At 70.2% G+C, this 22,158-nt stretch carries 19 protein-coding genes; 5 read left to right on the forward strand and 14 right to left on the reverse strand.

What is annotated here, in order from left to right; genetic code table 11:
- Window positions 1-28: 28 nt before the first annotated feature.
- The 3 genes from ACFYSH_RS12800 to ACFYSH_RS12810 form a co-directional block, all read right to left on the reverse strand.
- On the reverse strand, window positions 29-250 hold the full coding sequence (locus tag ACFYSH_RS12800; protein ID WP_359467905.1) for a DUF6480 family protein: 222 nt from the start codon (window positions 248-250) through the stop codon (window positions 29-31).
- Window positions 251-468: 218 nt separating this feature from the next.
- On the reverse strand, window positions 469-1,137 hold the full coding sequence (locus tag ACFYSH_RS12805) for an HAD family hydrolase (RefSeq protein ID WP_359467902.1): 669 nt from the start codon (window positions 1,135-1,137) through the stop codon (window positions 469-471).
- A 48-nt stretch (window positions 1,138-1,185) separates the two neighbouring features.
- Window positions 1,186-1,512, reverse strand: coding sequence for a plasmid stabilization protein (locus tag ACFYSH_RS12810; RefSeq protein ID WP_359467899.1), 327 nt, complete (start codon window positions 1,510-1,512; stop codon window positions 1,186-1,188).
- A gap of 778 nt (window positions 1,513-2,290) precedes the next feature.
- Here ACFYSH_RS12810 and ctaD point away from each other — a divergent pair.
- Together ctaD and ACFYSH_RS12820 are read left to right on the forward strand one after the other, a co-directional pair.
- Entirely contained in the window at window positions 2,291-4,024 is a 1,734-nt protein-coding gene (ctaD, locus tag ACFYSH_RS12815; protein WP_359467897.1) for a cytochrome c oxidase subunit I, read from the forward strand.
- Window positions 4,021-4,371 carry a hypothetical protein gene (locus ACFYSH_RS12820; RefSeq protein ID WP_359467895.1) on the forward strand — a complete coding sequence of 117 codons (351 nt, stop codon included), beginning with the start codon at window positions 4,021-4,023 and terminating at the stop codon, window positions 4,369-4,371. Before ctaD ends, ACFYSH_RS12820 begins: the two co-directional genes overlap by 4 nt.
- Before the next feature lie 443 nt (window positions 4,372-4,814).
- Here the strand turns inward: ACFYSH_RS12820 and ACFYSH_RS12825 are convergent, their stop codons facing one another.
- From ACFYSH_RS12825 to ACFYSH_RS12845, 5 genes are all read right to left on the reverse strand, one after another.
- Window positions 4,815-6,041, reverse strand: a complete 1,227-nt coding sequence (locus ACFYSH_RS12825) for a metallophosphoesterase (protein ID WP_359467892.1) — start codon at window positions 6,039-6,041, stop codon at window positions 4,815-4,817.
- 546 nt (window positions 6,042-6,587) lie between these two features.
- Window positions 6,588-7,874, reverse strand: coding sequence for an MFS transporter (locus ACFYSH_RS12830; RefSeq protein ID WP_359467889.1), 1,287 nt, complete (start codon window positions 7,872-7,874; stop codon window positions 6,588-6,590).
- On the reverse strand, window positions 7,871-8,692 hold the full coding sequence (locus ACFYSH_RS12835; RefSeq protein ID WP_359467886.1) for a Rossmann-like domain-containing protein: 822 nt from the start codon (window positions 8,690-8,692) through the stop codon (window positions 7,871-7,873). Before ACFYSH_RS12835 ends, ACFYSH_RS12830 begins: the two co-directional genes overlap by 4 nt.
- Before the next feature lie 156 nt (window positions 8,693-8,848).
- Window positions 8,849-9,883: a pyridoxal-phosphate dependent enzyme gene (locus ACFYSH_RS12840; RefSeq protein WP_359467884.1), complete on the reverse strand. Its 1,035-nt coding sequence runs from the start codon at window positions 9,881-9,883 to the stop codon at window positions 8,849-8,851.
- 14 nt (window positions 9,884-9,897) lie between these two features.
- The gene (locus ACFYSH_RS12845) at window positions 9,898-10,653 is read right to left on the reverse strand and encodes a methyltransferase (protein ID WP_359467882.1); all 756 of its coding nucleotides are present in this window, start codon (window positions 10,651-10,653) and stop codon (window positions 9,898-9,900) included.
- 993 nt (window positions 10,654-11,646) lie between these two features.
- Between ACFYSH_RS12845 and ACFYSH_RS12850 the strand changes: the two genes are divergently transcribed.
- From ACFYSH_RS12850 to ACFYSH_RS12860, 3 genes are read left to right on the forward strand one after another with little or no spacing between them, the layout of a single operon-like run.
- Window positions 11,647-12,651: an iron ABC transporter permease gene (locus tag ACFYSH_RS12850; RefSeq protein ID WP_359468264.1), complete on the forward strand. Its 1,005-nt coding sequence runs from the start codon at window positions 11,647-11,649 to the stop codon at window positions 12,649-12,651.
- Between the two features lies 1 nt (window position 12,652).
- A complete protein-coding gene (locus ACFYSH_RS12855; RefSeq protein WP_359467879.1) occupies window positions 12,653-13,426 on the forward strand; it encodes an ABC transporter ATP-binding protein in 774 nt (257 codons plus the stop codon).
- 16 nt (window positions 13,427-13,442) lie between these two features.
- The gene (locus ACFYSH_RS12860) at window positions 13,443-14,453 is read left to right on the forward strand and encodes an ABC transporter substrate-binding protein (RefSeq protein WP_359467877.1); all 1,011 of its coding nucleotides are present in this window, start codon (window positions 13,443-13,445) and stop codon (window positions 14,451-14,453) included.
- A 489-nt stretch (window positions 14,454-14,942) separates the two neighbouring features.
- On the opposite strand, the gene ACFYSH_RS12865 is transcribed toward ACFYSH_RS12860, so the two are convergent.
- The 6 genes from ACFYSH_RS12865 to ACFYSH_RS12890 form a co-directional block, all read right to left on the reverse strand.
- Window positions 14,943-15,623: an ATP-binding cassette domain-containing protein gene (locus ACFYSH_RS12865; protein WP_388752221.1), complete on the reverse strand. Its 681-nt coding sequence runs from the start codon at window positions 15,621-15,623 to the stop codon at window positions 14,943-14,945.
- Window positions 15,620-16,579 (reverse strand): ABC transporter ATP-binding protein, encoded by a 960-nt coding sequence (locus ACFYSH_RS12870; protein WP_388752223.1) that lies wholly within the window; start codon window positions 16,577-16,579, stop codon window positions 15,620-15,622. Before ACFYSH_RS12870 ends, ACFYSH_RS12865 begins: the two co-directional genes overlap by 4 nt.
- Window positions 16,569-18,320: an ABC transporter permease subunit gene (locus tag ACFYSH_RS12875; protein ID WP_388752225.1), complete on the reverse strand. Its 1,752-nt coding sequence runs from the start codon at window positions 18,318-18,320 to the stop codon at window positions 16,569-16,571. Before ACFYSH_RS12875 ends, ACFYSH_RS12870 begins: the two co-directional genes overlap by 11 nt.
- Complete coding sequence (locus ACFYSH_RS12880; RefSeq protein ID WP_359467867.1) at window positions 18,317-19,804, reverse strand: ABC transporter substrate-binding protein; 1,488 nt, start codon at window positions 19,802-19,804, stop codon at window positions 18,317-18,319. The genes ACFYSH_RS12875 and ACFYSH_RS12880 overlap by 4 nt, the downstream gene beginning before the upstream one ends.
- Window positions 19,805-20,040: 236 nt before the next feature.
- Complete coding sequence (locus tag ACFYSH_RS12885) at window positions 20,041-20,409, reverse strand: STAS domain-containing protein (RefSeq protein ID WP_359467865.1); 369 nt, start codon at window positions 20,407-20,409, stop codon at window positions 20,041-20,043.
- The gene (locus tag ACFYSH_RS12890) at window positions 20,406-22,064 is read right to left on the reverse strand and encodes a PP2C family protein-serine/threonine phosphatase (RefSeq protein WP_388752228.1); all 1,659 of its coding nucleotides are present in this window, start codon (window positions 22,062-22,064) and stop codon (window positions 20,406-20,408) included. The genes ACFYSH_RS12885 and ACFYSH_RS12890 overlap by 4 nt, the downstream gene beginning before the upstream one ends.
- Between the last annotated feature and the right edge of the window lie 94 nt (window positions 22,065-22,158).

Raw genomic sequence — 22,158 nt, forward strand, 5'->3', positions numbered from 1 at the left:
ACAAGCCCCTTCGTCGTCCTTGCGCCGGTCACAGGAGCAGGGCGTAGACGAGGAAGAAGGCCGCCACCAGCACCACGAGCGTCAGGATGACGATCAGTGGGCCCTTGGCCCATCCTTTGGGTGGTGCGTGTCGCGGTCCCGCTTCCGACGTGCTGCCCTCGCCGGGCGGAGTCTCGCCGGCAGGCACACCGCCACCGGGTTCGAGTCCGGAGGTGTCACGCGGGTCGGGGTCGGGATTCCCAGTGCTCATGTCCTGCGGATACCCGTTCGAGGGTGAAAGCACCACAAATAGTCCTGAACAGGTGCAAAAGATTCCTGCGGTCAGGTGCGGACAGGTGAATACCCCGGCTCGGGAGGGTGAGGGAGCACCGGTCGGCCGGAAGAGTGACGGCCGACCGGTGCCGACACGTTGCTGATCACGAAACCGTCCTGGGCGCCGGGGGATGCGGCGCAGGGCGTGCGGCGGCGTCAGGCCGCCGTCTGTGCGAAGGGGCTGTCATCGATGCGGGCGAGCAGTTCGGCGGCATCCTGGTACACCGCGTCGGCGCCCGCACGCTCCAGGTCGGCCCGTGGGATCCCGCCCGACAGCAGGGCCACGGCCCGCACCCCGGCACGGCACGCCGCCTCCATGTCCCACACGGAGTCACCGACGAACACCGCCTGCCCGGCATCGGCCCCGGCCAGTTCCAGGGCCAGCCGCACGGGCTCCGGGGAAGGCTTCCCCTCCGAGGCGTCGTCCGAGCTCGCCGAGTCACGGATGGCCTCGTCCGCGTCGACGGCCCGGCGCAGGGCCGCCAGCTCCGAGCCGCTCGCCGACGTGGCGAGCACGACCCGCCACCCACGCCCGGCCAGGGTGCGCAGCAGGTCACCCGCACCCTCGAAGGCGGGAAGGCGGTCGAAGTAGGTCCCGTAGAGGGTCTTGTGCGCGGCACTGATGGTGGAGTCCTGGTCCCGGTCCCGGTGGGATCCGAGCAGCCGCTCGATCAGGTCGGTGGAGCCGAGGCCGATCGCCCGGTGGATGTCCGGCATCGGCACGGTGTGCCCCGCCTGCCGGAACGCCTCCCACCAGGCCACCACATGGAGGTGGTTGGTGTCGGTCAGCGTGCCGTCGACATCGAAGATCGCCGCGCCCGTCATGTTCGCCCGCTTCCTTTCCACTGCCGACATGGCACCGGCCCGAGGACGTCACCGCCCGAGGGCCTTGCGCAGTTCGTCCTTGTTCATGGTGGAGCGCCCGTCGATGTTCTTCTTCTTGGCCTCCTCGTAGAGCTGGTCCTTCGTGGGCCCCTGTGCACCCTTGTGGGAGCGTTCACCCCCGCGGCGGTAGGCGGACTTCGTGTCCTGCGTCGAGGTCTTGGAGGCGGTCTTCGACTCGCCGGACCGGGCCCGCTCCTTGTTCACCGTCCTGGCGGCGATCTCCTTCGCGCGCTCCTCGGAGGCGCCCCGTTCTTCCTGGCTGTCCTTGATGTGTTCGTACTGGCGTTCGCGCTTCGCGTTGGATCCAGCAGGCATGACGTCTCCTTCTTCGCCGGTTCGGTCCGGTGCGTCCGGTGGACGCCCCATCCGCGCCCATCCGCGTGTCCCGTACGAGCACCACTAAACAACGCCGGACGGAGCGGGGCATGCTCGCCCGGGGGTTCCCGGCATCTGCCGGCGGCCGACGCCGGAGTGCGGGAGGCGTACACGCACGCCTCCGAGGCGTTCCCGTCCGGCCTCGTCGTGCCCGGGGGATTCCTGCCGAGGAAGTCCCCGCACACCCACTCGGGTGACGCCGCTCGTGACCGACGTCCCCGCGGCGCCGGAGGCAAGCGGTCAGGGATCGCGGGTCCGGGGAGTCGCGGCAGCTCTTGCGCCCGTCACGTCGGCCGCCGTCCCTGCGCGACCAGTCGATCAGCCGGTCCCGGTGGCCGGGTTCGTAGCGGGTCACCGCCGTGATGGACACCCGCCTGCGGGACCGGCCGCGGACACCCGCGCGTTATGGGTGTGGCCGCGCTGTGAGCAGGCCCCGGCGTGCGGCGACGTCATGAGATTCCGGCTTCGTCGTCGAGGACCAACCAGCGCCACGGCCGCCGCGAGCCCTCCGAGCGGGGCCACTTGCCGTGTTCGATGTCTCGCCCGCCCGCCGTCTTCGAGGTCAAGCTCCTGGCCTGGCTGCCGTGTCACCCGTACGCGCGGGTGGTGGACGCACGTGCCGTGGTACCGGTGCCGGTAGACAAGGATCTTCATCGTGCAGCTCGGGGCACGGGATGCGCGCCCGAACTGCTTTCCCGTTGCGTGAGGGAGTCTGCGCATGAACGTTTCCACCACCGAGCCACCCACGTTGGTGCCCGTCGAGGGCCGGGGCGCCGGCAGCGTCGTGATCAGCTGGCTGATCACGACGGACCACAAGAAGATCGGCCACCTGTATCTGGGCGCGTCCTTCTTCTTCTTCATCGTCGCCGGTGTGATGGCACTGTTGCTGCGTGCGGAACTGGCCCGCCCCGGGCTGCAGATCCTGTCCGCGGAGCAGTACAACCAGACCTTCACGCTGCACGGCACGATCATGCTGCTGCTCTTCGCCACTCCGACGTTCGCCGGGTTCGCCAATGCGATCATGCCGTTGCAGATCGGCGCCCCCGATGTGGCCTTCCCCCGCTTGAACATGCTGTCGTTCTGGCTGTTCCTCTTCGGCGGGCTGATCGTCCTCAGCAGCCTGCTGACCACGCAGGGCGCGGCCGATTTCGGCTGGACCGCCTACACACCCCTGAGCAGCGGTGAGCGCGCCCCGTACGTCGGCGGCGACTTGTGGGTCATGGGTCTGGCCCTGGCAGGGTTCGGCACCATTCTCGGCGCGGTCAACTTCATCACCACGATCATCTGCATGCGTTGCCCCGGCATGACCATGTTCCGCATGCCGATCTTCACCTGGAACATTCTTCTGACCTCTGTGCTGGTCCTGCTGGCCTTCCCCATGCTGGCCGCCGCCTTGTTGGTGCTGGAGGCCGACCGGCGCTTCGGCGCCGAGGTGTTCAACCCCGAGAACGGCGGCGCGCTCCTGTGGCAGCACCTGTTCTGGTTCTTCGGCCATCCCGAGGTCTACGTCATCGCCCTGCCGTTCTTCGGCATCGTCACAGAGATCATTCCGGTGTTTTCCCGTAAGCCGATCTTCGGTTACGTAGGGCTGGTCGGCGCCACCATCGCGATCTCCGGACTGTCGGTGACGGTGTGGGCGCACCACATGTTCGCCACAGGAGCGGTGCTGCTGCCGTTCTTCTCCTTCATGTCGTTCCTCATCGCCGTGCCCACCGGTGTGAAGTTCTTCAACTGGATCGGCACCATGTGGAAGGGCTCCCTGTCCTTCGAGACACCCATGCTGTGGTCGATCGGCTTCCTCGTGACGTTCCTGTTCGGCGGGCTGACCGGCGTTCTCCTGGCCTCTCCGCCTCTGGACTTCCACGTCCACGACAGCTACTTCGTCGTAGCTCACTTCCACTACGTCGTCTTCGGCACGGTCGTCTTCGCCACGTTCGCCGGCTTCCACTTCTGGTGGCCCAAGATGACGGGCACGATGCTCGACGAACGCCTCGGCAAGATCCACTTCTGGACCCTGTTCACCGGCTTCCACACCACGTTCCTCGTCATGCACTGGCTCGGCGCCGAAGGCATGCCCCGCCGCTACGCCGACTACCTGGCCGCCGACGGCTTCACCGCCCTGAACACCCTCTCCTCCATCGGTGCCTTCCTCCTGGGAGCCTCCACCCTCCCGTTCATCTACAACGTCTGGAAGACCGCCAAGACTGGGAAGCGCATCGACGTCGACGATCCTTGGGGCTACGGCCGCTCCCTCGAGTGGGCCACCTCTTGCCCGCCCCCGCGGCACAATTTCGTCACTCTGCCCAAGGTCCGCTCCGAATCACCCGCGTTCGACCTCCACCACCCGGCCATCGCCGAGCTGGAGGAGGCCAGGCAGTCAGGCCGACGAGACGTCTTCGAACCCGGCAAAGGCATCGCTCATCCACTGGGCAAGGACCGTAACGACACATGAAGCCCGCACCCGCGGATGACGCCGCCCCAGATCCTGCCGCCGGACTCCACGCGCTCGAGCGCTACCTCGCGGCCGAAACCGAACACACGAGAGCTCGGCGCGCGGCGGAGGCGTTCGCCAACCGCATGCCCCACCTGACCACCACGGAACGCCGACAACTCGTACGTCTTTACGCACATGAGCACCTCCTCTCCTCCCAGCGCTTACGGACGGAGCTGGCCTGGCAGCGCGCCGCTCACGACGCTCGCGATCTGCTTCGCCGCCGGTGCGTCACGGTGGCGCTGCTCGTCAGCACGGCCTGCGGCGGCTTCACACTCCTCACCCTGCAGGCCCTTACGGCCCGCTGAAAGGCCAAGGGAAAGAGGCCCCCGGTCGAGCTCGCCCCACCGATCAATGCACACCGGCATTCCTGCGACACGGTCCACCCGCACGGCCACCGCGAACCGTCCACCGGGGGGCCACCTCGTGCGGAGAGTGCTACCGCGCCCCGTTGCTTTGACCATCAAGTAGGTCTCAGCAATTCCGGCGTTTCTGCCGGGACGAGGAGGATGTGCTGCTGCCCGGCCTGCAGTCCCTGTCCCCCCAGCGCCTGCGCCAATGGGGAGCGGTGTGGGGATCGTGCGGCGGACTGCGCCCACCCATCCGCACCCACGCGTGCCCTGCTCGTCGTCGCCCTACGACGCGCGACTCGGAGAGGCACAGCCAAGCCGAGGTAGTGCGCGACGCTGGACTCGCGGGCGGCAGTGACTAAACCCTTGCAGTGGGATGAGAAGGTTTGCCAGGACCCTGCTCACCGGGGCTGTGCGGGAGGCCGCTGCGGGGAGCGGAGTACGAGCAGGGTGATCTCGCTGGGGGCGAAGACGCGGAACGGCGGGCCCCAGAAACCGGTGCCGCGGCTGGTGTAGAGCAGGGTGCGGGCACCGTGGCGGCTGAGGCCCGCGAGGGCGGGCTGGTCGATGCGGACGAGGTGGTGGAAGGGCCATATCTGGCCGCCGTGGGTGTGGCCCGAGAGTTGGAGGTCGATGCCGCCAGCTGCGGCCCGGTCGATGAACTTGGGCTGGTGGGCCAGGAGCAGGACGGGCAGGTCGGGGTCGGCGCCGTTCAGGGCTCCGGCGAGGTGGGCTCGGTGGCCGGCCAGGCCGGAGGACTCGGCGGTGACGTCGTCCACGCCGGCGACCACAAGGGTGTCGCCGCCGCGTTGGAGCAGCAGATGACGGTTGCGCAGCGGCTCCCAACCGAGCTCGTCCATCAGGTCGACCCAGCCCTGGGCCTCGCTGTAGTACTCGTGGTTACCGGTGACGTAGACCCGGGCCCGGGTGGCTCGCACGGTGGCGAGAGGAGCGGCCTGGGCGCGGCGGCGTTCTGCCGTGCCGTCCGCGATGTCGCCGGTGTGGCAGACCAGGTCGGCCTCCAGGGTGTTGACCTTCGCGCAGACCCGCGCCGACCAGCGGGCGCGGTCGAGTGGGCCGTAGTGGGTGTCGGTGATGAGGACGACGCGGGTGCCGTCCAAACCGGCTCCCAGGCGCGGGAGTCGCACGTCGAGCTGGCGCACCCGTGGTACGCGGCGGGCCTCGGCGTAGCCCCAGGCGAGCAGCGCGGCGGTTACGCCGAGGACCACCCAAGTGACGATCCGGGCGCGGTCCTGACCGTCGCCTACGCCGGTCACGGTCAGGGCGGGGCGCAGCAGGGACCCGAGCAGTACGGACCAGGTGAACAGTACCCAGCTGGCGCCGAGGAGGGTGTCCCCTATGATCGCCGCCCAGTCCTGCTGCCGCCGGCCGTGGCCGCGCGCCATCGCGAGCGGCATGACGATCAGGCCGAGGACGAACAGGGCGGTGCCGCCCAGCGCCACGGGGAACGGCCAGTGCTGGCCGGCGTGCAGCAGCACCCAGCAGGGCACAGTCCACAGCAGGACGGGGGCGATCGAAGGGGCGTAGCGCATCAGGCGGCGCAGTCGACCCTGCTGGGTCGCACGCGCCGCACCGTCCGCGGATCGGGTTTCGCTGGTGTCGGTCACGCTTCCCCTCCTCAAGTAACCAGACTGCCGGCGCGCACTGTACCCGGTCGTCCTGGTGAGGTCGGGCTGGGTGGCGCGGAACTGTTCCGCGCCTGCCGCTGCGCAAGCACCGCTTGACCCGGCTCGCGGAATGCCATGTCCCGCGGACGCTCGCATGGGTGGGTAGGGGCCCGGCTGCTGGGGCGGCCCGGAGCGTCTGGGAAGTGAGGCATCGACGAAACGATCAGTCACCACGGTCACGGACGCGACGCGCACACCGGTGAGCGCACCGTCCGCATCCTGACCCTGCGCACGGCCGACGCCTGCTGAGTGTCGGGGATGCGGATGCCCTTCAGCCTGGTGCCCACAGCCTGCGGCTGCGTGCCTGGCGACGGTCACCGGCCCGCAGCCGCCCCTCCGCGCCGGTGTCCCGGACCGCGCGGTGACGCCGGATCACCCGGCACCGCACCCGTGTCACTGTCTGCCACACGACACCGAGCAGGGAGATCACACTGACCCCGACGTCGTCGACCGCGTAGTGTCGTGTGCCAGGCGGGCGGCGGTGTCTCAGGCCGTGGTGGACGCAGGAGCGGACCGGGCCACCACTCGAGCGAGGACGAGTGCCAGGAGCGTCAGCCCGCCCAGGACCGCCGCCGTACCGGGGTACCCGCCGAGCGTGAGCCCCACGCCGCCGAGACCGGCGCCGAGGAAGACACCGAAGCTCATTCCGGCGGCGTTGACGCTCAGTGCCGTGCCGCGCAGGGAGCCGCATCGGCGTACGAGCAGTGTGGTGACGCAGGCCGCCACCACAGCGTGTCCGGCGCCGGCCAGTGCGGTCAGCGGGAGGGCGAGGAACAGTGACCGCGTGAGGAAGACGCCGACCAGGGCGGACATCGCCACCAGCAGGGCCACTGCCATCAGGCGCTCGCTCGGTATCCTCGGCCGTTCCCCACTCAGCAGCCGCCCGGCGAACAGGTTCCCGAGGAAGAACGACGTGCCGCTGAGCGTCCACACGATCGCGAACGTCTCGGGCCCGAGGCTGAAGCGTTCGTCGTAGAAGGCAGCCAGGTAGGCGAGGTATCCCATGAAGGCCGCCGTCCGCAGCATGGCGACCAGGAGCAGCGGGACCACTCCTGGCAGAGCGCCCAGCAGCCGGAACGATTCCAGATAGCCCGGCTTCTCCACCCGGTGTAGCGGCTCCCCGGCCCCACCGTCCGCATCCTGGCGACGGCCCCGCAGGAGCAAGTAGAGGGCGAGCACGCACGAGATCGCGGCGATGGCCCACAGATCGCCCTGCCAGCCCCACAGCAGGGCCGGCAGGGCCACGAGCGGCGCCGCGAGGAGGGCGGTCAGCGACTGGGTGGCGGTGATCAGGGTCGCCGCGCGCCCCGCGGCGGCGTCGTGGTCGAAGCGGTCGGCGGCGGCCGCCGTGAGCGCCGGGTTCAGCACCGCTGTGCCGGCGCCGACGAGCAGGCAGAACGCCGCCAGGAGCAGGAAGTCACCGCTCGCACCGAGCGCGGCGGAAACGGCCAGGACGGCGAGCCCGCCCGCAGCCGCCCATTCCTTTCGTACGCGGTCGATCAGCGGCGCCAGCGCGGCTCCCACGGCCAGAGCCGCCAGTCCGCCGAGGCCGCGCAGCTGGCCGAGTGAGGCGACGCTCCCGTCAGCCGCGTGGGCGATCGGCACCAGGAAGGTGCTGTAGATGGTGAAGGGCACCAGCCCGACGGCCGAGGCGAGCATGTACGGCCACAGGAGACGGGTCATCTTCAGATCGCCAGGTACCGCACCTTCGCCCGCGTCGGCGGCCGCACCCGGTGCCAGGGGGGCTGCCGCCCCCAGGGGCTCACCGCTCACGCCTCCTCCGCCCGGTACCGGTACAGCGCGGTGGCGTCGGCGCTGAACTGGGAGAAGGGGAAGGGCTCGGCCGACAGCGCGGTCACGCCCGTGCCCAGGAAGGCGCGCGCGACGGCGCTGCCGGTCTGGGCGTACACCACCAGAGGCAGCCCCCGCTTGCGGCAGTGTTCGAGGATCTGGTCGAAGCTGCCGTTGCTGAGGGTCATCCCGGTGGCGACCACGGCATCCGCCTCGGCCAGCACCTGCGTCATGTCGTCGGTGACGGGGTCGCCCCAGTTGGTCGTACCCAGGTTGAAGTCGCAGGGCAGCGGGACACCGCCCCGCTCGCGGATCGCGGCGACGAGCGGGTTGACGACGCCGATGAGGGCGACCTTCGCCCCGTGGGTGATGTCGAGGAGTCCGGCGACGGCCGCGTCCCTGGCCTGCGCTCGCTCCTCCGGCGTTCCGGTGGGCAGGATGACGGTCTCGGCGTTCGCAGCGCTGCGATGTGGCTGTACCCGCCCGAGGTAGGCGTCGAGCGCGGCGACGCGCACCGGCGCGGAGTCGTGCCGGATGAGGGTCTCGAGGGTGTGCCCGGAGGCGTCGGCACAGAAGTCGGGGGTGACCTCGCCTGCTTCGAACGAGCAGGCGCCGAAGGCGTCGCCGGACCTCATCAGCAGGTAGTTGTTGCGGTAGGTGACCTGGCTGCCGGCGAGCCGGGTGGTGTGATGAAGCCAGAAGGCGCTGGTGACGGCCAGCTCCTGTGGACGGGGGCCGTGAGCGCCGTCGAGGACGGCCTGCTGGAGCTCGGGTACGGAGTACGGCTGTGAGGGGGACAAGTCGGTTCCTTCTCGGGCGGTTGACGAAAGAAGTGGAGGAGTCGGGGAGTGAGGGGCGAGCCGCCCGCCCGGTGCCTCGACGGTCACCGTGTCCCTCGGACCGGTACGCGCGGTGTCCGCCGGCCGGGCCGGTGGGCTCGTCTGGGTCCTGCGACGTCAGGCCCTCTCGGGCACCAGCTCAGGGCCGCCACGCACCAATGCGTTGTCACCGGGCGGCCAGTCCATCGCCGACCACGGGTGCCGCAACTCGTCGTGCGCCGTCACCTCATGCGGTCGCATCGATCCCAGGCCCACGGCGTCGGCGTGGTTGGCGTAGGCGCTGTCCACGTAGCGGTGTCCGGTGTCGGCGGCGAGGAAGACGTACGTCCTGTCGGTGTCGCGCCGGAGCTCCCACAGCGTGGCGAGGTACGCGGCCCCCGCCGACAGGCCCGCGAAGATGCCGCCGACCCGCAGGAGTTCGACGGCGCCGGACATGGCGTAGTCGAAGTTCACCCAGTGGATGCGGTCGTACAGGTCGTGCCGGACGTTCTGGAAGGGGATGGAACTGCCGATACCGGCGATGATCATGTCCGGGTCGGAGACGTGCTCGGCGCCGAAGGTGACGCTGCCGAACGGCTGTACCCCGATGAGCGTCACCTCCCGGCCCGCCTCGCGCAGGTAAGTGGTGATGGCGCCGGTCGATGCCCCGGTGCCCACGCCCCCGACGAGCGACAGCGGGCCCTCCGGCACCTCCTTGCGGATGAGATCGGCGACGTCGCGGTACCCCAGGTAATGAATCGAGTCGTGGTACTGCCGCATCCAGTGGTGATGCGGATTCTCGCGCAGCAGTTCGCCGATCCGCTCGACACGCAGGTTCTGGTCGAGGCGCAGGTTCCGGGAGGGGCGGACCTGCTCCAGGGTGGCGCCGAGGATCTCCAACTGGACACGGAGGGTGCGGTCGACCGTCGTCGACCCGACGATGTGGCAGCGGAGGCCGTAGCGGTGGCAGGCCAGGGCGAGCGCGTGGGCGTAGATGCCGCTGGAGCTGTCGACGAGGGTGTCGCCGGGCTTGACCTGTCCGGTGTCCAGCAGGTGGCGTACGGCACCGAGGGCCGAGTACAGCTTCATCGTCTCGAAACGCAGGCAGATCGCGCCCGGCGGGACCGCCACGACGTCTGGTTCCTTGACGGCCTCGGCTATGTGCTCATGCATAGGTGTCCTCCCGGTCAGGCGGCGTCGTGGCGGATGAGCTTGAACAGGTACGCCTGGCAGTCGTCGCCCTCCCACGTCTGACGGTGCACGATCTCGGGACGGAACCCGCAGTCCACCCCGTAGCCGACGATGCGCCTCAGTTCCGCGGTGTTGGACACGATCAGGTAGATCTCACCCTCGGGTGCGAGCAGGTCGCGCGTGACGATCTGGTCGAAGAAGCGCATGACGATCCCGGCGCCCACACAGACGTTGCGGACCACGGTCGGGTCATCGCTGGTCCGTGCGCTGACCGCAGGCGGGTTGAAGGTGATGATGTCCAGGTGGGGGGAGTCCGGGAACTCCTCGAAGAGATTGGACGCCAGGGGTCGGAAGATGGTGTCCGGGCGGTCCCCGACGATGCGCCGGTAGTGCTCGGCGGCCGTTGCCACACTGTCCGGGTGGATGTCGGCGGCGTAGATCTCCTTCGCCCCGAGGGTGCCGGCGATGACGGCCTCGACGCCGAGGCCGACGCCCATGGCCGCGTACGACCGGCCCCTGACGGGAATTGTGCCGTCCAGCAACCGGTCGTGCACGATGCGGCTGGTGTCACCAGGCTTGAAGACGCCCGGCGGCAGTGTGAAGGCCCAGCCGTTGTAGTCGTACGTCCGCGTGGTGTGGATGTCGGACCTGGAGCTGTTGATCGCGAGGATCTCGTCCGGGGGCAGCGTGTCGGGCAGCGAGTCCAGCAGGGCACGGGCATCGTCCTGGGACGCTGCGGTCCGGTCGGTCATCGGTCCTCCGATGGTCGGGGTGTGTGGTGGAAGCGCTTGGAGTCAGGAACCGGGTGCGGCCGGGTCAGGCTGGTGTGAACCGTCGCGGGCCGGGGAACGCCACACGGCCCGGCAGCACTTGGCCGTGTCGGCGTTCGTGCGGCTCGCGACACGGCAGGACGGCCCACGGTGGGAACAGCAGGCCCTCACTGCTGTGCGGGACGCTCACCGCTCGGGCGGGCGTGGCTGGATCCTGGCTGGATCCGATACTCGCCCTGCACCCGCAGGACCTCGGGATGAGGCCGCTCGCCACGTCCGGTGGCGGTCGTGCAAGGTCGACATGCTGCTCCCAGCAGATCACGTGGAGGGGCCCCGACACCGCGGCCGCTGGACGGGGAGGATGGCCCGGGGCTCGAGCAGCATCCACCAGATGAAAATGACTGTCAATGCCGACTTGGGTCCGTGCGAGGTGTGATGCAGCCATCGCGTTTCGCCCTACTCGCTTGCGGGGCCCTCTCGTTGACCGGGTGTGGCGGATCCGCGCGCTCCAGGAGTGGCGGCGCCGGCGGGTGGGTCCGGAAGGGTCCGGAGTGCGACCTCCGGCCTCCGCGGTCCGGCGAGGTGCCGCCTGCCGGAGAGGGTAGTACTGATTATCATTTTCATATATGTTGGTCCCGCTGTCACCCTCGGACGGGAGGGATGTGGCGCCGCTGAGCGCCACCGTCCCCCTGCATCGCGCCGGTCAGGCGGGCAAGGCCGAGGCGAGCGGTGCGTCTGCTCCCGCGTAGCCGGAGCGGCACCGGCGTCCGCCCGAGAGCGAGGGGTGGACGCCACGCGCCTGGCACGTACGTTCCGTTCGATACGGGAAGGCCCAGTTCTATGTCACCGCCAACAACCTCCGCGCCATCGACGGGCAGCGGCGCCGATACCTCAGCCGACGCGCCCCCCTTCGAACCCGTCACCGACGTGAAGAGCCGGCTCGTCTCCCGTAACGTACTGGCGTCGGCCTGCGCCATGCTGTTCGTCGTCCTCCTCGTCTCGGTCGTGGCGGCCATCGGTCTGGGAGCCGCCGTGATCACGCCGGGGGAGACCGCCCGGTACATGTGGGCGGCTGTCAGCGGTGGTCGCGTCGCCGCTGACGAGGTGACCACGTACCAGATCGTCTGGCAGATCCGCACGCCACGGGTGCTGCTCGCGGCGCTCGTGGGGGCTGGGCTGAGCGCGGTCGGCGTGGCCATCCAGGCCATGGTGCGCAACGCGCTCGCCGACCCCTTCGTGTTGGGTGTCTCCTCGGGCGCCTCGGTCGGAGCCGTCGGTGTCACCATCTCCGGGGGACTGGCGGCGCTGGGCATCTACGCGGTATCGGCCGGCGCCTTCATCGGTGCTTTGGCCGCGTCACTCCTGGTGTATGTCGCCTCGTCCAGCCGGGGTGTGCTCTCCCCGCTGCGTCTCGTCCTGACGGGCGTGGCCATGTCGCTGGGCTTCCAGGCGGTGATGAGCCTGATGATCTACTTTGCGCCGGACAGCGAAGCGACCAGCATGGTTCTGTACTGGACGATGGGGAGCTTCGGCGCCGCCAGTTGGGGTGCGCTCCCGGTCGTCTCCGTGGTCGTCCTTCTCGGCCTGGTCGTGTTGTACCGGTACGGCCGGGCCTTGGACGTGCTGGCCCTCGGGGACGAGACCGCCGCAAGTCTGGGGATCAGCCCCGACCGGCACCGCAAGGTCCTGCTCGTCGTGGTCTCGCTCGTGACGGGGGTGATGGTCGCCGTCAGTGGCGCCATCGCCTTCGTCGGGCTGGTCATGCCCCACCTGGTGCGCATGGTCGTCGGCGCAACCCATGCCCGTGTGCTGGCCGTGGCACCCCTGGCCGGAGCGATTTTCATGGTGTGGGTCGACCTGGTGTCCCGGACGCTGGTGGCACCACGCGAGCTGCCCCTGGGCGTCATCACCGCCCTTGTCGGGGTGCCGGTGTTCATCACGTTGATGCGCCGCAAGGGCTACATGTTCGGGGGGCGTTGAGATGGACCTCAGGCTTGACGGGCTCTCGGTGGTCACCGACGGCAGGAGCCTGGTACGTGACCTGTCCATGGACGTGGGGAGCGGCCAGGTCGTGGGCCTGGTCGGTCCGAACGGCAGCGGCAAGTCCACCGCCCTCAGGTGCGTGTACCGCGCACTGCGTCCCAGCTCCGGTACCGTCTGGGTGGGCGAGCAGCAACTCCCCCAGCTGACGATGCGTCGCTCTGCGCAGGTCATCGCGGCCATGACCCAGGACGGCGCCGTCGAACTCGACTTCACCGTCGACGAGGTCATCGCACTCGGACGCACGCCGCACCTCCAGGGCAACCAGGCGCTCAGCCGCCGGGAGCGGGAGCTGTGCGAACGGGTGATGGACCAGCTCGACATCCGCCACCTCGCCAGGCGTGGAGTCCTGACGCTCTCGGGCGGGGAGCGCCAGCGTGTGCTGCTGGCCCGGGCGCTGGTCCAGGAGGCGAAGATCCTGGTACTCGACGAGCCGACCAACCACCTCGACGTGCGCCATCAGGTCGAACTGCTGTCGATCCTGCGTGACTCGGGGCTCACGGTCCTGGTCGTGCTGCACGACCTCAATCTCGCCGCGGCCGCCTGCGACCGCCTCGGCGTGCTCCGTGAGGGGCGCCTCGTCGCCACCGGCACACCTGAGGACGTCCTCACCACGGCACTCGTCGACGAGGTGTTCGGCGTCAAGGCCAGCATCGTGTCCCACCCGCTGACCGGTGATCCGCAGTTGTTGTACTCCCTCCCTTCCTCCCGGTGAAAGGCACCACCACGTCATGATCACGAACCGTTTCCCCGGCTCGGTGCGGCGTCACTCCGCGCTCGGATCCGCGCTCGCGGCTGTTCTGCTGCTCAGTGGCTGCGGCGCCGAGATCGAATCGGACGCCAGGGCGCCCCAGGAGGTCACCGTCAAGAGGTGCGGCGAGCCGGTCTCCTACACGATCCCCGAGCGTGCCGTGGCGTACGAAGGCGGAAGCGCCGACAAGTTGTTCAGTCTCGGTCTGGCCGACCACGTGTACGGCTACGTGATGCCGCCGGCGAATCCGCCGGTGGAGGAGTCACCGTGGGCGAGTGACTACGCCAAGGTGAAGATGCTCAGTGACGATCTCCTCAACAAGGAACTCGTCGTCGAGGCCAAGTCCGATCTCGTGGTGGCCGGCTGGAATTCGGGCTTCAAGGACGAGCGGGGTATCACCCCGGAGATCCTGGACAAGCTCGGCATCCAGAGTTTCATGCACAGTGAGAGTTGTTACAACTACCCCGAGTTCCCGGAGAAGCTGACCCCGTTCGAGGCCCTCTACACCGACCTCGAACGGCTGGGGCAGATCTTCCAGGTGGAGGACAGGGCGAACGAGGTCGTCTCCGGGCTGAAGAAGCGGGTGGAGGCCGTCAAGGAGGAGGCGCCCCAGGGCGAGCAGGTGCCGGTCTTCCTGTACGACTCGGGCACCGACCAGCCCTTCACGGCGGGCAACCAGGTCCCGCCCGACGACATCATCAAGACCGCCGGCGGCAAGAACGTGTTCGGCGGCCTGGACCAGCGGTGGACCCAGGTGAACTGGGAGGCGGTCGCGGAAGCGGAGCCGGAAGTCGTCGTCATCCTCGACTACGGGGACCTGCCTGCCCAGAAGAAGATCGACTTCCTGAAGAAGTCCCCCCACACGAAGGGACTGCCCGCTGTCAGGGAGAACAACTTCTTCGTCCTCGACTACAACGAGGGCATCAGTGGACCGCGCAACATCGACGGCCTGGAGAAGTTCGCGAAGTACCTGCGCGAGCTCCGGAGCTGACCGCGACACGGCGCGCCGGGGCCGTGCCCGATCCGCGCGGCCCTGGCGCTTTCGAGGTGCAAGCGCTGAGCCCGGGCGGTCGCCACGCCGTGGAAGGCGGCGTGGCAGCCCCCGTGTCTCGTGCCAGGTGACGGGGAGGCGGCGGACGTCCGAACCGCCAGGTCGGTCAGCTGGACGTCATGGGCGGTCGTGACGAGCGGGCCGGGGCGCCTTGTTGCGGCGGGGCGGTGGAACCGCAGTTCGGCTGCCGCGGCCGGTCTGCGACACCGGGCGCTGCCACGTCCGCCGGCCGGATGCCCGCCGCTACGTCCGCCGCCGGGGACGCGCCACCTTGTGCGCCCTCCAGCATTCCGTGGGGCCGCCACCCGTTCCGGCGTCCCAGCGACGCATGATGTCTGTCCGGCGAAGGAGAGGAACGCGGCGCAGCGCGTTGTCAGCACTCAGGAGTCCCATGCACCGCCGTCCGTCCGGCGGAGCCTCGTCCCCATGTCAGGTGGAGACGGTGCGCCCGTCCCGCATCTCGATCACCCGGTCCGCGAAGTGCCGTACGACCGCCCGGTCGTGGCAGATGAACAGGTAGCCGAGGCCCAGCTCGTCCTGGAGGTCGGCGAGCAGGTTCAGCACGCCGGCCCGCACGGAGGCGTCGAGCGCCGACACCGGTTCGTCGAGGACGAGCAGCCGCGGTCCGGAGGCGAGGGCACGGGCGATTCCGGCCCGCTGGCACTGGCCACCGGAGAGTTCGTGGGGTCGCCGGTCCCCGCACGACGGGTCGAGGCCGACCCGGTCGAGAAGCTCGGCCACCTGGGCGGGTCCGTCGGCAGGGTCCCACCTGCCGTGCACCTTCAGTGGCTCGGCCACTGCGTCGCGGATGCGGTGGCGAGGGCTGAGGGAGCCGTAAGGGTCCTGGAAGACCGGCTGCATGCGGGGGCGCAGCGGGCGCAGTTCGCGTTCCGTCAGGGGTGTCAGGTCCCGTCCTTCGAAGCGGACCGTCCCGGCGTCAGGCCGGCGTAGCTGGAGTACCGCGAGGGCCGTGGAGGACTTGCCGCACCCGGAGGGGCCGTTGAGGGCGAGGGTCTCACCGGCCTCCAGTGCGAACGAGACGTGATCGACGGCGGTCACCGGGCCGTAGCGGACGACGAGGTCGCGGACGTCCAGCAGGGGGTGGTTCATACGAACTCCCGAAGAGGGTCGGGCACGTCGGCGGCGTGATGGCAGGCGACCAGGCGTCCGTCCACGGTCCCTGGTTCGGGTTCGCGGTCGCGGCACAGGTCCGTCGCCAGGGGGCAGCGCGGAGCGAAAGCGCAGCCTGGCCCGAGGGCGTCCGGTGCGGGTGGGGTGCCGCGGAGCACCGGCAGCCGGGGGCGCCGGGGACCGTCCTGCGGGAGTGAGGCCAGCAGGCCCGCCGTGTACGGGGCACGCGGACGGCCCAGGACCTGGTGGGCCTGTCCCAGTTCGGCTGCCCGCCCCGCGTACACCACCAGCACGCGGTCCGCGTGGTCCCGCACCACGTCCAGGTCGTGGGTGACGAGGACCAGCGCGGCGCCGACGCCCTCCCGTTGCTCGGCGAGCACCCGGAGCACCTGTTCGCGGCGGTCCTCGTCCAGTGCCGTGGTCGGCTCGTCGGCGACGACGACGTCAGGTTCGTTGACCGTTGCCATGGCGATCACCGCCCGCTGCCGCATGCCGCCCGAGTACTCATGGGGGTAGGCCCGGGCCCGGCGCGCGGCGTCCGGGATGCCGACCCGGTCCAGTGCCGCCACGGCCCGGGCGCGCGCCTCCCTGCGGGACAGACCCCGCACCGACCGTACGGCGGCGGCGAGCTGGTCGCCGACAGGGTGGACGGGGGAGAGGGCGGACAGGGCGTCCTGGGGGACGAGGGTGATCCGGCGTCCGCGTGCGGCGGCGAGATCCGCGGAGTCCCGCAACCGCACGCTGCCGCCGACGGTCGCGCCGCGCGGCACCATGCCCAGCAAGGCCCGGGCGGTGAGGGACTTGCCCGCGCCCGACTCCCCGACGAGGGCGAACACCTCGCGCGGACGGACGTCGAAGGTCAGTCCTCGCACCGCCTCGACCGCGCCGAACGCGATCCGCAGGTCACGGACCGACAGCAGAGCTTCAGACCGCATGGGCGGTCTCCTTCCGTTTCCGTATGACACGACCGGTCGTGCGCCGGTCTCCCCGGCCCTGCGCGTACGCCGCACCCGACACGGCCAGTCCCGCCAGCAGGGCCAGTGCGGCGGCCGGGGCCAGGGCCGCCCAGGGGGCGCGTTCCACGTAGGCGCGGGACTCGTCGAGGAGCAGACCCCACTCCGGGGCGGGCGGCTGGGCGCCGAGGCCCAGGAATCCCAGGGAGGCCAGGGCGAGGGCGATGCCGGGTAGTCGCAGCAGGGCGTGGCGGGCGACCGGGGCGGCGACGGACGGCAGGACGTGCCGGGTGAGGATCCACGACGGCGGTGCGCCGATGGCGCGCTGGGCGGTCAGGAACGCCGACGCCCGTACCTCCTGCACCAGTGCCGCCGCATGCGCCGCCAGGGGCGGCCAGGAGATCAGCGCGACCGCGAGGGCCGCTCCGCCGGTGCCGGGACCGGCCGCCGCGGCGACCAGGATGCCGACGATGACCGGCGGCAGGGCGTTGGCGATGTCTGCCGCGCCCGCCGCGATGCCGGGCAGGAAGCCGAGGGCCAGGGCGACCACCAGGCTCAGCAGGCACACGGCCACCGCCGTGCCGACCGTGGAGGCGGCCCCGTGGCCGAGCCGGGCCAGCACGTCGCGGCCCAGTCCGTCGGTGCCCATCGGGTTCGCCCAGGAGGGCGGAGCCAGCCGAACGGTGGTGTCGAGCGTGTACGGGTCGCGCAGCAGACCCCAGCCGATCGCGACCAGCAGCAGGGCGCCGAGGGCGGCCGGGACCGCAGGACGCGCGCGGACGGGGCGGGTCGGCGGCAGCGAGAGCCCCGCGTCGCGCAGGGCAGGGCCCAGCAGCCGACGGCGTACGAGGGCGGCCAGCGCGCCGATGACCAGGCCCAGGGCGAGCAGGGCGAAAACGGCACCCTGGAGCAGCGGCAGGTCCTGCGACTTGGCCGCACCCAGCGCGGTACGTCCGATGCCGGGCACCGCGAAGACGGTCTCCACCGCGACCGCGCCCCCCGTGAGGCCGACGGCGACCATCCCGAACTGCGGTACCAGGGGCGGCAGTACACGCCGGAGCGCCGCAGCCGAGACACGGGCGCGGCTCACTCCGGCTCCCCGCCACAGCTCCACCCACCGTTCGTCCAGTACGGCGGGCAGCGCGTCCGCCACGAGCCGCCCGAGCAGGCCGCCCGCAGGGACGCCGAGCGCGAGTGCGGGCAGGAGCACGTACTCCGGGCCCTGCCAGCCGGACGTCGGCAGCCACCCCAGCCACACTCCGCACACCAGGAGCGCCACGGTGGCCAGGAGGAACTCGGGCACGGCGGCGGCCATGGCGGCGCATGCCCCGGCCGACCCCCGGCCCCGCACGAGGACGGGTACCACCAGGGCCACAGCCAGCAGCACCGCCACCGCCAGCGCGGCGGCCATCAGCCCCAGTGACACCTGGAGTCCGGAGACGACGGACGGCAGGATGTCCGTCCCCGACACCCAGGAAGTGCCGAAGTCGCCACGCAGGAGTCCGGTGGCCCAGTCGCCGAGCAGGGAGAGCGGTCCTGCGTCCAGGCCGAGGTCCTGGCGGATCGCGGACAGGGCCTCCTCGGTCGGTTCCTGTTCGGCGGACCGGGCGCGTAGCACGGTCAGAGCCGGGTCCCGGCCGGAGAGCCAGGGCAGCAGGCCGACAGCGGCCAGTGCGGCGACGAGACAGACAGTGCGGGTCACCCCCGCTGTGGTCGGCCTCACTTGACGTGGGTGTCCAGCGTGACCAGTTCCCGCTCGCGCGGGTCGTGGGCCGCGCCGGCCACGCCGGCGGCGTCGCCCTGGATCACACGCTCGTGGAGCATCGGCACGGCCGCGTCGGTGGCCAGCACGGCAGCCTCGGCGTCGACGACGGCTCGGCGGCGGGCGTCACCGGTCGGTGTCGCGCCCGCCTCGTCGAGGGCCTTGTCCACGGCCGGGTCGGCGAGTTGGGGGATGTTGAACGAACCGTCGGAGGCGAAGTCGCTGTACAGGTACGCGGCCGGGTCGCCCGAATCGAGGACGGTGGCCCGGGAAAGGATGAACGCGTCGAACGCGCCCGCCAGGGCGTCGGACTCGATGTTGGCGTACTCGCGGACCTCCAGCTTCACCTGGAACCCCGCCTTCTTCAACTGCTGTTGCAGCGTGGCGGCCACCTCGGGCAGTTCCGCCCGGTCGGTGAACGTACCGATGGTGATGCTCCTGCCCGCCGGATCCCCCGCTTTGACCCGCCGCGCAGGCTCGCGCAGGTCGGCCGCCCAGGGCAGCGCGGGCCCGAGCAGCCCCTCGGCCACGTCGGCCCTCCCCTCGTAGACGCCCTTCACGATCGACTCGGCGTCGATCGCCTCACGGGCCGCAGCCCGGAGCGCCGGATCCCTGAAGGCGCCCTTCCCCGTGTTCAGGTACAGCGTGTTCGTGCGCGGCATCGGGACTTCGGTGATCAGGTCCTCGTCCAGCAGAGCGGCCTGCGAGACGGGCACCGCCTCGACGATGTCGGCCTCGCCGCTGCGCAGGGCGGCGGCGCGGGCGGTGCCGTCGGGCACGAACGTCACGTCGATGCCGGGGGCCTTGGCCGTACCGCCCCAGTAGTCGTCGTAGCGGTCAAGGGTGGCGGAGGAGGTGCCGTTGACCTCGGTCAGCTCGAAGGGACCGGTGCCGGCACCGACCGGATTCACCGTCTTCCCCCCGTACGCCTTCGCCGCGAGGATCGACAACTGCGGGGAGCTGAGCCGCTGCGGGACCAGAGGGTCCTCTTCGGCGGTGGTGACGACCACGGTGCCGGGACCCCCCTTCTTCACGGTCAGCTCGACGCCGTCGAGGATGCGGGGCTTGGGGGAGGCGCCGGCAGCGGTGGTGAGGGAACGGACGACGGCCTCAGCGGTCAGCCCGGTGCCGTCGTGGAAAGTGACGTCCTCGCGGAGCGTGAGGGTCCAGCTCCGGCCGGACTGCTTCCACCCGGTGGCCAGCGAGGGCTCGGCGTCGCCGTCCGTGTCCAGCTTCACGAGTGTCTCCGCCGTGGACCAGCGGGACAGCTTGAACGCGTCGTCGGAGAGCGGGGAGAGGCCCGATCGCGGCGGCTGCATCATCGCGACGCGGAGGCGCTCACCCGTGTCGCCGTCGGTGGTCTCCGCGGTCGCGAAGCAGCCGGTGAGCAGGACGGAGGCGGCCAGGACCGCGGGGAGGATCAGGGGACGGGACGAGACGCGCACGGGTCACTCCGAGTAAAAGGCAGGTCAAAGGTTGAGCGTGCGACGACCGTAGCATGATGATAATCATTTTCACCGGTGGGCGTCGATCCGAGGGTCCAGGCCTGCTCACCCATCGAGAACCTCGATCCCCTGGGTGCGGGAGCAGGTCCGGCCGGACAAGCCCTCGTGAGGCGTGGGCGTGGTGGAGAGGGTCGCCGGGGGCCATGTGCGCCCGGGGTCGTGTGACGGGCTCGGCGTCAGGTGTTCCCGTGGTGCGGGATGTGGGTTTCTGCTTCCGCGAGGCTGCTGAACATGGGGAAAGCGGTCTCGGCACCCGAGAGGGTCAGGAGTTGCACCACCTGTGCGGGCGCGGCAGCAAGCGCCAGGTCGGTGCCGGTTTCCTGGGCGCGACGTCGCAGGCGGAGCAGGGCGTTGAAGCCGGACGAGTCGCAGAAGGTGACACCCGACAGGTCGAGGATCACGAGAGGGCAGTGCGCGATGGCCTCCGTGGCCTGGTGGTACACGGCAGGGGCGGTCGCCACGTCCAGTTCTCCCGTCACGGTGGCCACGGCGTACCGGCCGTCCGGCTCTTCGGTGACGCTTACCTGCTGGTCGTCGGTACTCATGGTCGGCGGCTCCTGTGCTCACTGTGCTGCTGAAAGTGTTCGTCTGGCAGGCCGGCCAGGGCAGAGGCCTGATCGGTGGCCTCCGCGGATGGGCCGAGCCATTCACACAGCAGGACGGTGGCGTCGTCCTGCAAGGTGCCGTTGTGGTAGACGAGGACGGCGTGGACCAGGCGGCGTAGCGTCTCGGGGACGGGCAGGCCGTCCGCATGGTGGCGGATGATGAAGTCGGTGAAACGGGCAAGCCCGAATTCCTCGCCTCCGGGACTGCGCGCTTCAGTGACTCCGTCGGTGTACAGCACGATGCGGTCACCCGGCTCCAACTGCTCACGACACGTGATCACTTCCACCCCCAGGTCGGTACCCATCGGATGGGAGGGCGGGCACTCGAGATGGGTGGACCAGCGGCTGCCGCGGATGATGAGAGGTTGGTGGTGACCGCGGTTCACCCAGCTCAGCATGCCCGTGCGGGTGTCGAGGGTCGCCAGGATGCCGGTGGCGTAGCGGTGGTCGCCGTACTGCTCGATCAGCGCCGCTTCCACGGCTTCACTTTTGGCGACCAGGCCGGCCCCAGTCCGGCGGGCGTTGCGGCAGGCCCCCAGAGCGAGTGCAGCGCAGAGACCGGCAGCGGTGTCGTGTCCCATGGCGTCGAAGATGGACAGGTGGGCCAGGGGGCCGTCGATCGCGTACTCGTAGGCGTCGCCGCTGATCCGGTAGGCCGGCTCCATCGACGCGGAGATCACCACCCGCCCATCGGCATAGGTGCTGGGCGGCATCAAGTTCCACTGCATCTCGGCGGCAAGGCTCAGCCGCTCCGTACGGCCCAGCTTCGCCAGGGTGTCGCTCGAGGTGCGCTTGCTGACGATCATGAGTGCGAGAAGGGCCGCGAGCCGGTCCATGTCCTCTTGCGTACGGTCGTCGTCCTGTTCCGCTTCGACATAAAGGACCCCGAGCCGCTCGGTACCGTCCAGCAGCGGCACCCACCAGGACGTGCCCGAGCTCTTCGTGGGGCCGGCCGGCAGGATGTGGCCGTATTGATAAGCCCGTCCAGGGGTGGTGCCGTCGATCTGCAGTTCCGTCTCGTGCCCCTGGGATTCAGCCTCTCCGGCGAGCAGTCGCAGTACTCGGCGTTGCAGGTCACCGAGGTAGAGCAGGACCTGGGTGAACCCTGCGGCCTGGGCATGGTCGGCAACCACGTATGGAAGCCGGTCGATCGGCGTGAGATGACTGGCAGCCAGTAGGCCGGCGAGCATGCGCCTGCCGCCCGCCTCACGCTCCAGGTCCATGCTTCTGCAACCTTTCTGGGCGTCGGTCTGCTGAGGCATGCGGGGGCTCGGATCCGACGGTTGCGGCGCCTGCTGCTCGGACCTGTTGGATTGCACTTTGCAATCGTTTGCCGTCCGCGGTGTCGAGGACGAGATCGAAGCCGCCTTCAGCCAGTTGCTCGGCCAACTCGAGGCCGATGCCGTTGGAGGCGCCAGTCCGAGGCGAGAGGTCTGACAGTGGTCATGGGCGGGGTCCCTCGCAGGCGGAAAGTCGAGGCAGCGACGTAGCAGGCGCTCAGAGCCGAGGACGATCGCTCGGCCGGCCGGTTGACTCCGCCGACCGCGCGTCTGCTCTGCGCCGGTCGCCTCGCTCTTCGTTCGAGCGAGCGTCATCCGGAGCTATCCGTCACTCCGCTTCTTCAACTCCGCGAGTGGCCGGACCCTGGCTGTGACCAACTCTGCCATTCCGGTCATCGGTCCTCCGTTC

This window comes from Streptomyces sp. NPDC005791, assembly GCF_042871485.1.
Lineage (GTDB): Bacteria > Actinomycetota > Actinomycetes > Streptomycetales > Streptomycetaceae > Streptomyces.

Bases quoted from the DNA above. Each gene is read 5' to 3' on its own strand.
- ACFYSH_RS12800 (WP_359467905.1), bottom strand. From the start codon at position 250: ATGAGCACTGGGAATCCCGACCCCGACCCGCGTGACACCTCCGGACTC.
- ACFYSH_RS12870 (WP_388752223.1), bottom strand. From the start codon at position 16,579: ATGCGGTCTGAAGCTCTGCTGTCGGTCCGTGACCTGCGGATCGCGTTC.
- ACFYSH_RS12885 (WP_359467865.1), bottom strand. From the start codon at position 20,409: ATGAGTACCGACGACCAGCAGGTAAGCGTCACCGAAGAGCCGGACGGC.
- ACFYSH_RS12860 (WP_359467877.1), top strand. From the start codon at position 13,443: ATGATCACGAACCGTTTCCCCGGCTCGGTGCGGCGTCACTCCGCGCTC.
- ctaD (WP_359467897.1), top strand. From the start codon at position 2,291: ATGAACGTTTCCACCACCGAGCCACCCACGTTGGTGCCCGTCGAGGGC.
- ACFYSH_RS12820 (WP_359467895.1), top strand. From the start codon at position 4,021: ATGAAGCCCGCACCCGCGGATGACGCCGCCCCAGATCCTGCCGCCGGA.
- ACFYSH_RS12855 (WP_359467879.1), top strand. From the start codon at position 12,653: ATGGACCTCAGGCTTGACGGGCTCTCGGTGGTCACCGACGGCAGGAGC.
- ACFYSH_RS12845 (WP_359467882.1), bottom strand. From the start codon at position 10,653: ATGACCGACCGGACCGCAGCGTCCCAGGACGATGCCCGTGCCCTGCTG.
- ACFYSH_RS12805 (WP_359467902.1), bottom strand. From the start codon at position 1,137: ATGACGGGCGCGGCGATCTTCGATGTCGACGGCACGCTGACCGACACC.
- ACFYSH_RS12890 (WP_388752228.1), bottom strand. From the start codon at position 22,064: ATGACGCTCGCTCGAACGAAGAGCGAGGCGACCGGCGCAGAGCAGACG.
- ACFYSH_RS12865 (WP_388752221.1), bottom strand. From the start codon at position 15,623: ATGAACCACCCCCTGCTGGACGTCCGCGACCTCGTCGTCCGCTACGGC.
- ACFYSH_RS12850 (WP_359468264.1), top strand. From the start codon at position 11,647: ATGCTGTTCGTCGTCCTCCTCGTCTCGGTCGTGGCGGCCATCGGTCTG.
- ACFYSH_RS12810 (WP_359467899.1), bottom strand. From the start codon at position 1,512: ATGCCTGCTGGATCCAACGCGAAGCGCGAACGCCAGTACGAACACATC.
- ACFYSH_RS12840 (WP_359467884.1), bottom strand. From the start codon at position 9,883: ATGCATGAGCACATAGCCGAGGCCGTCAAGGAACCAGACGTCGTGGCG.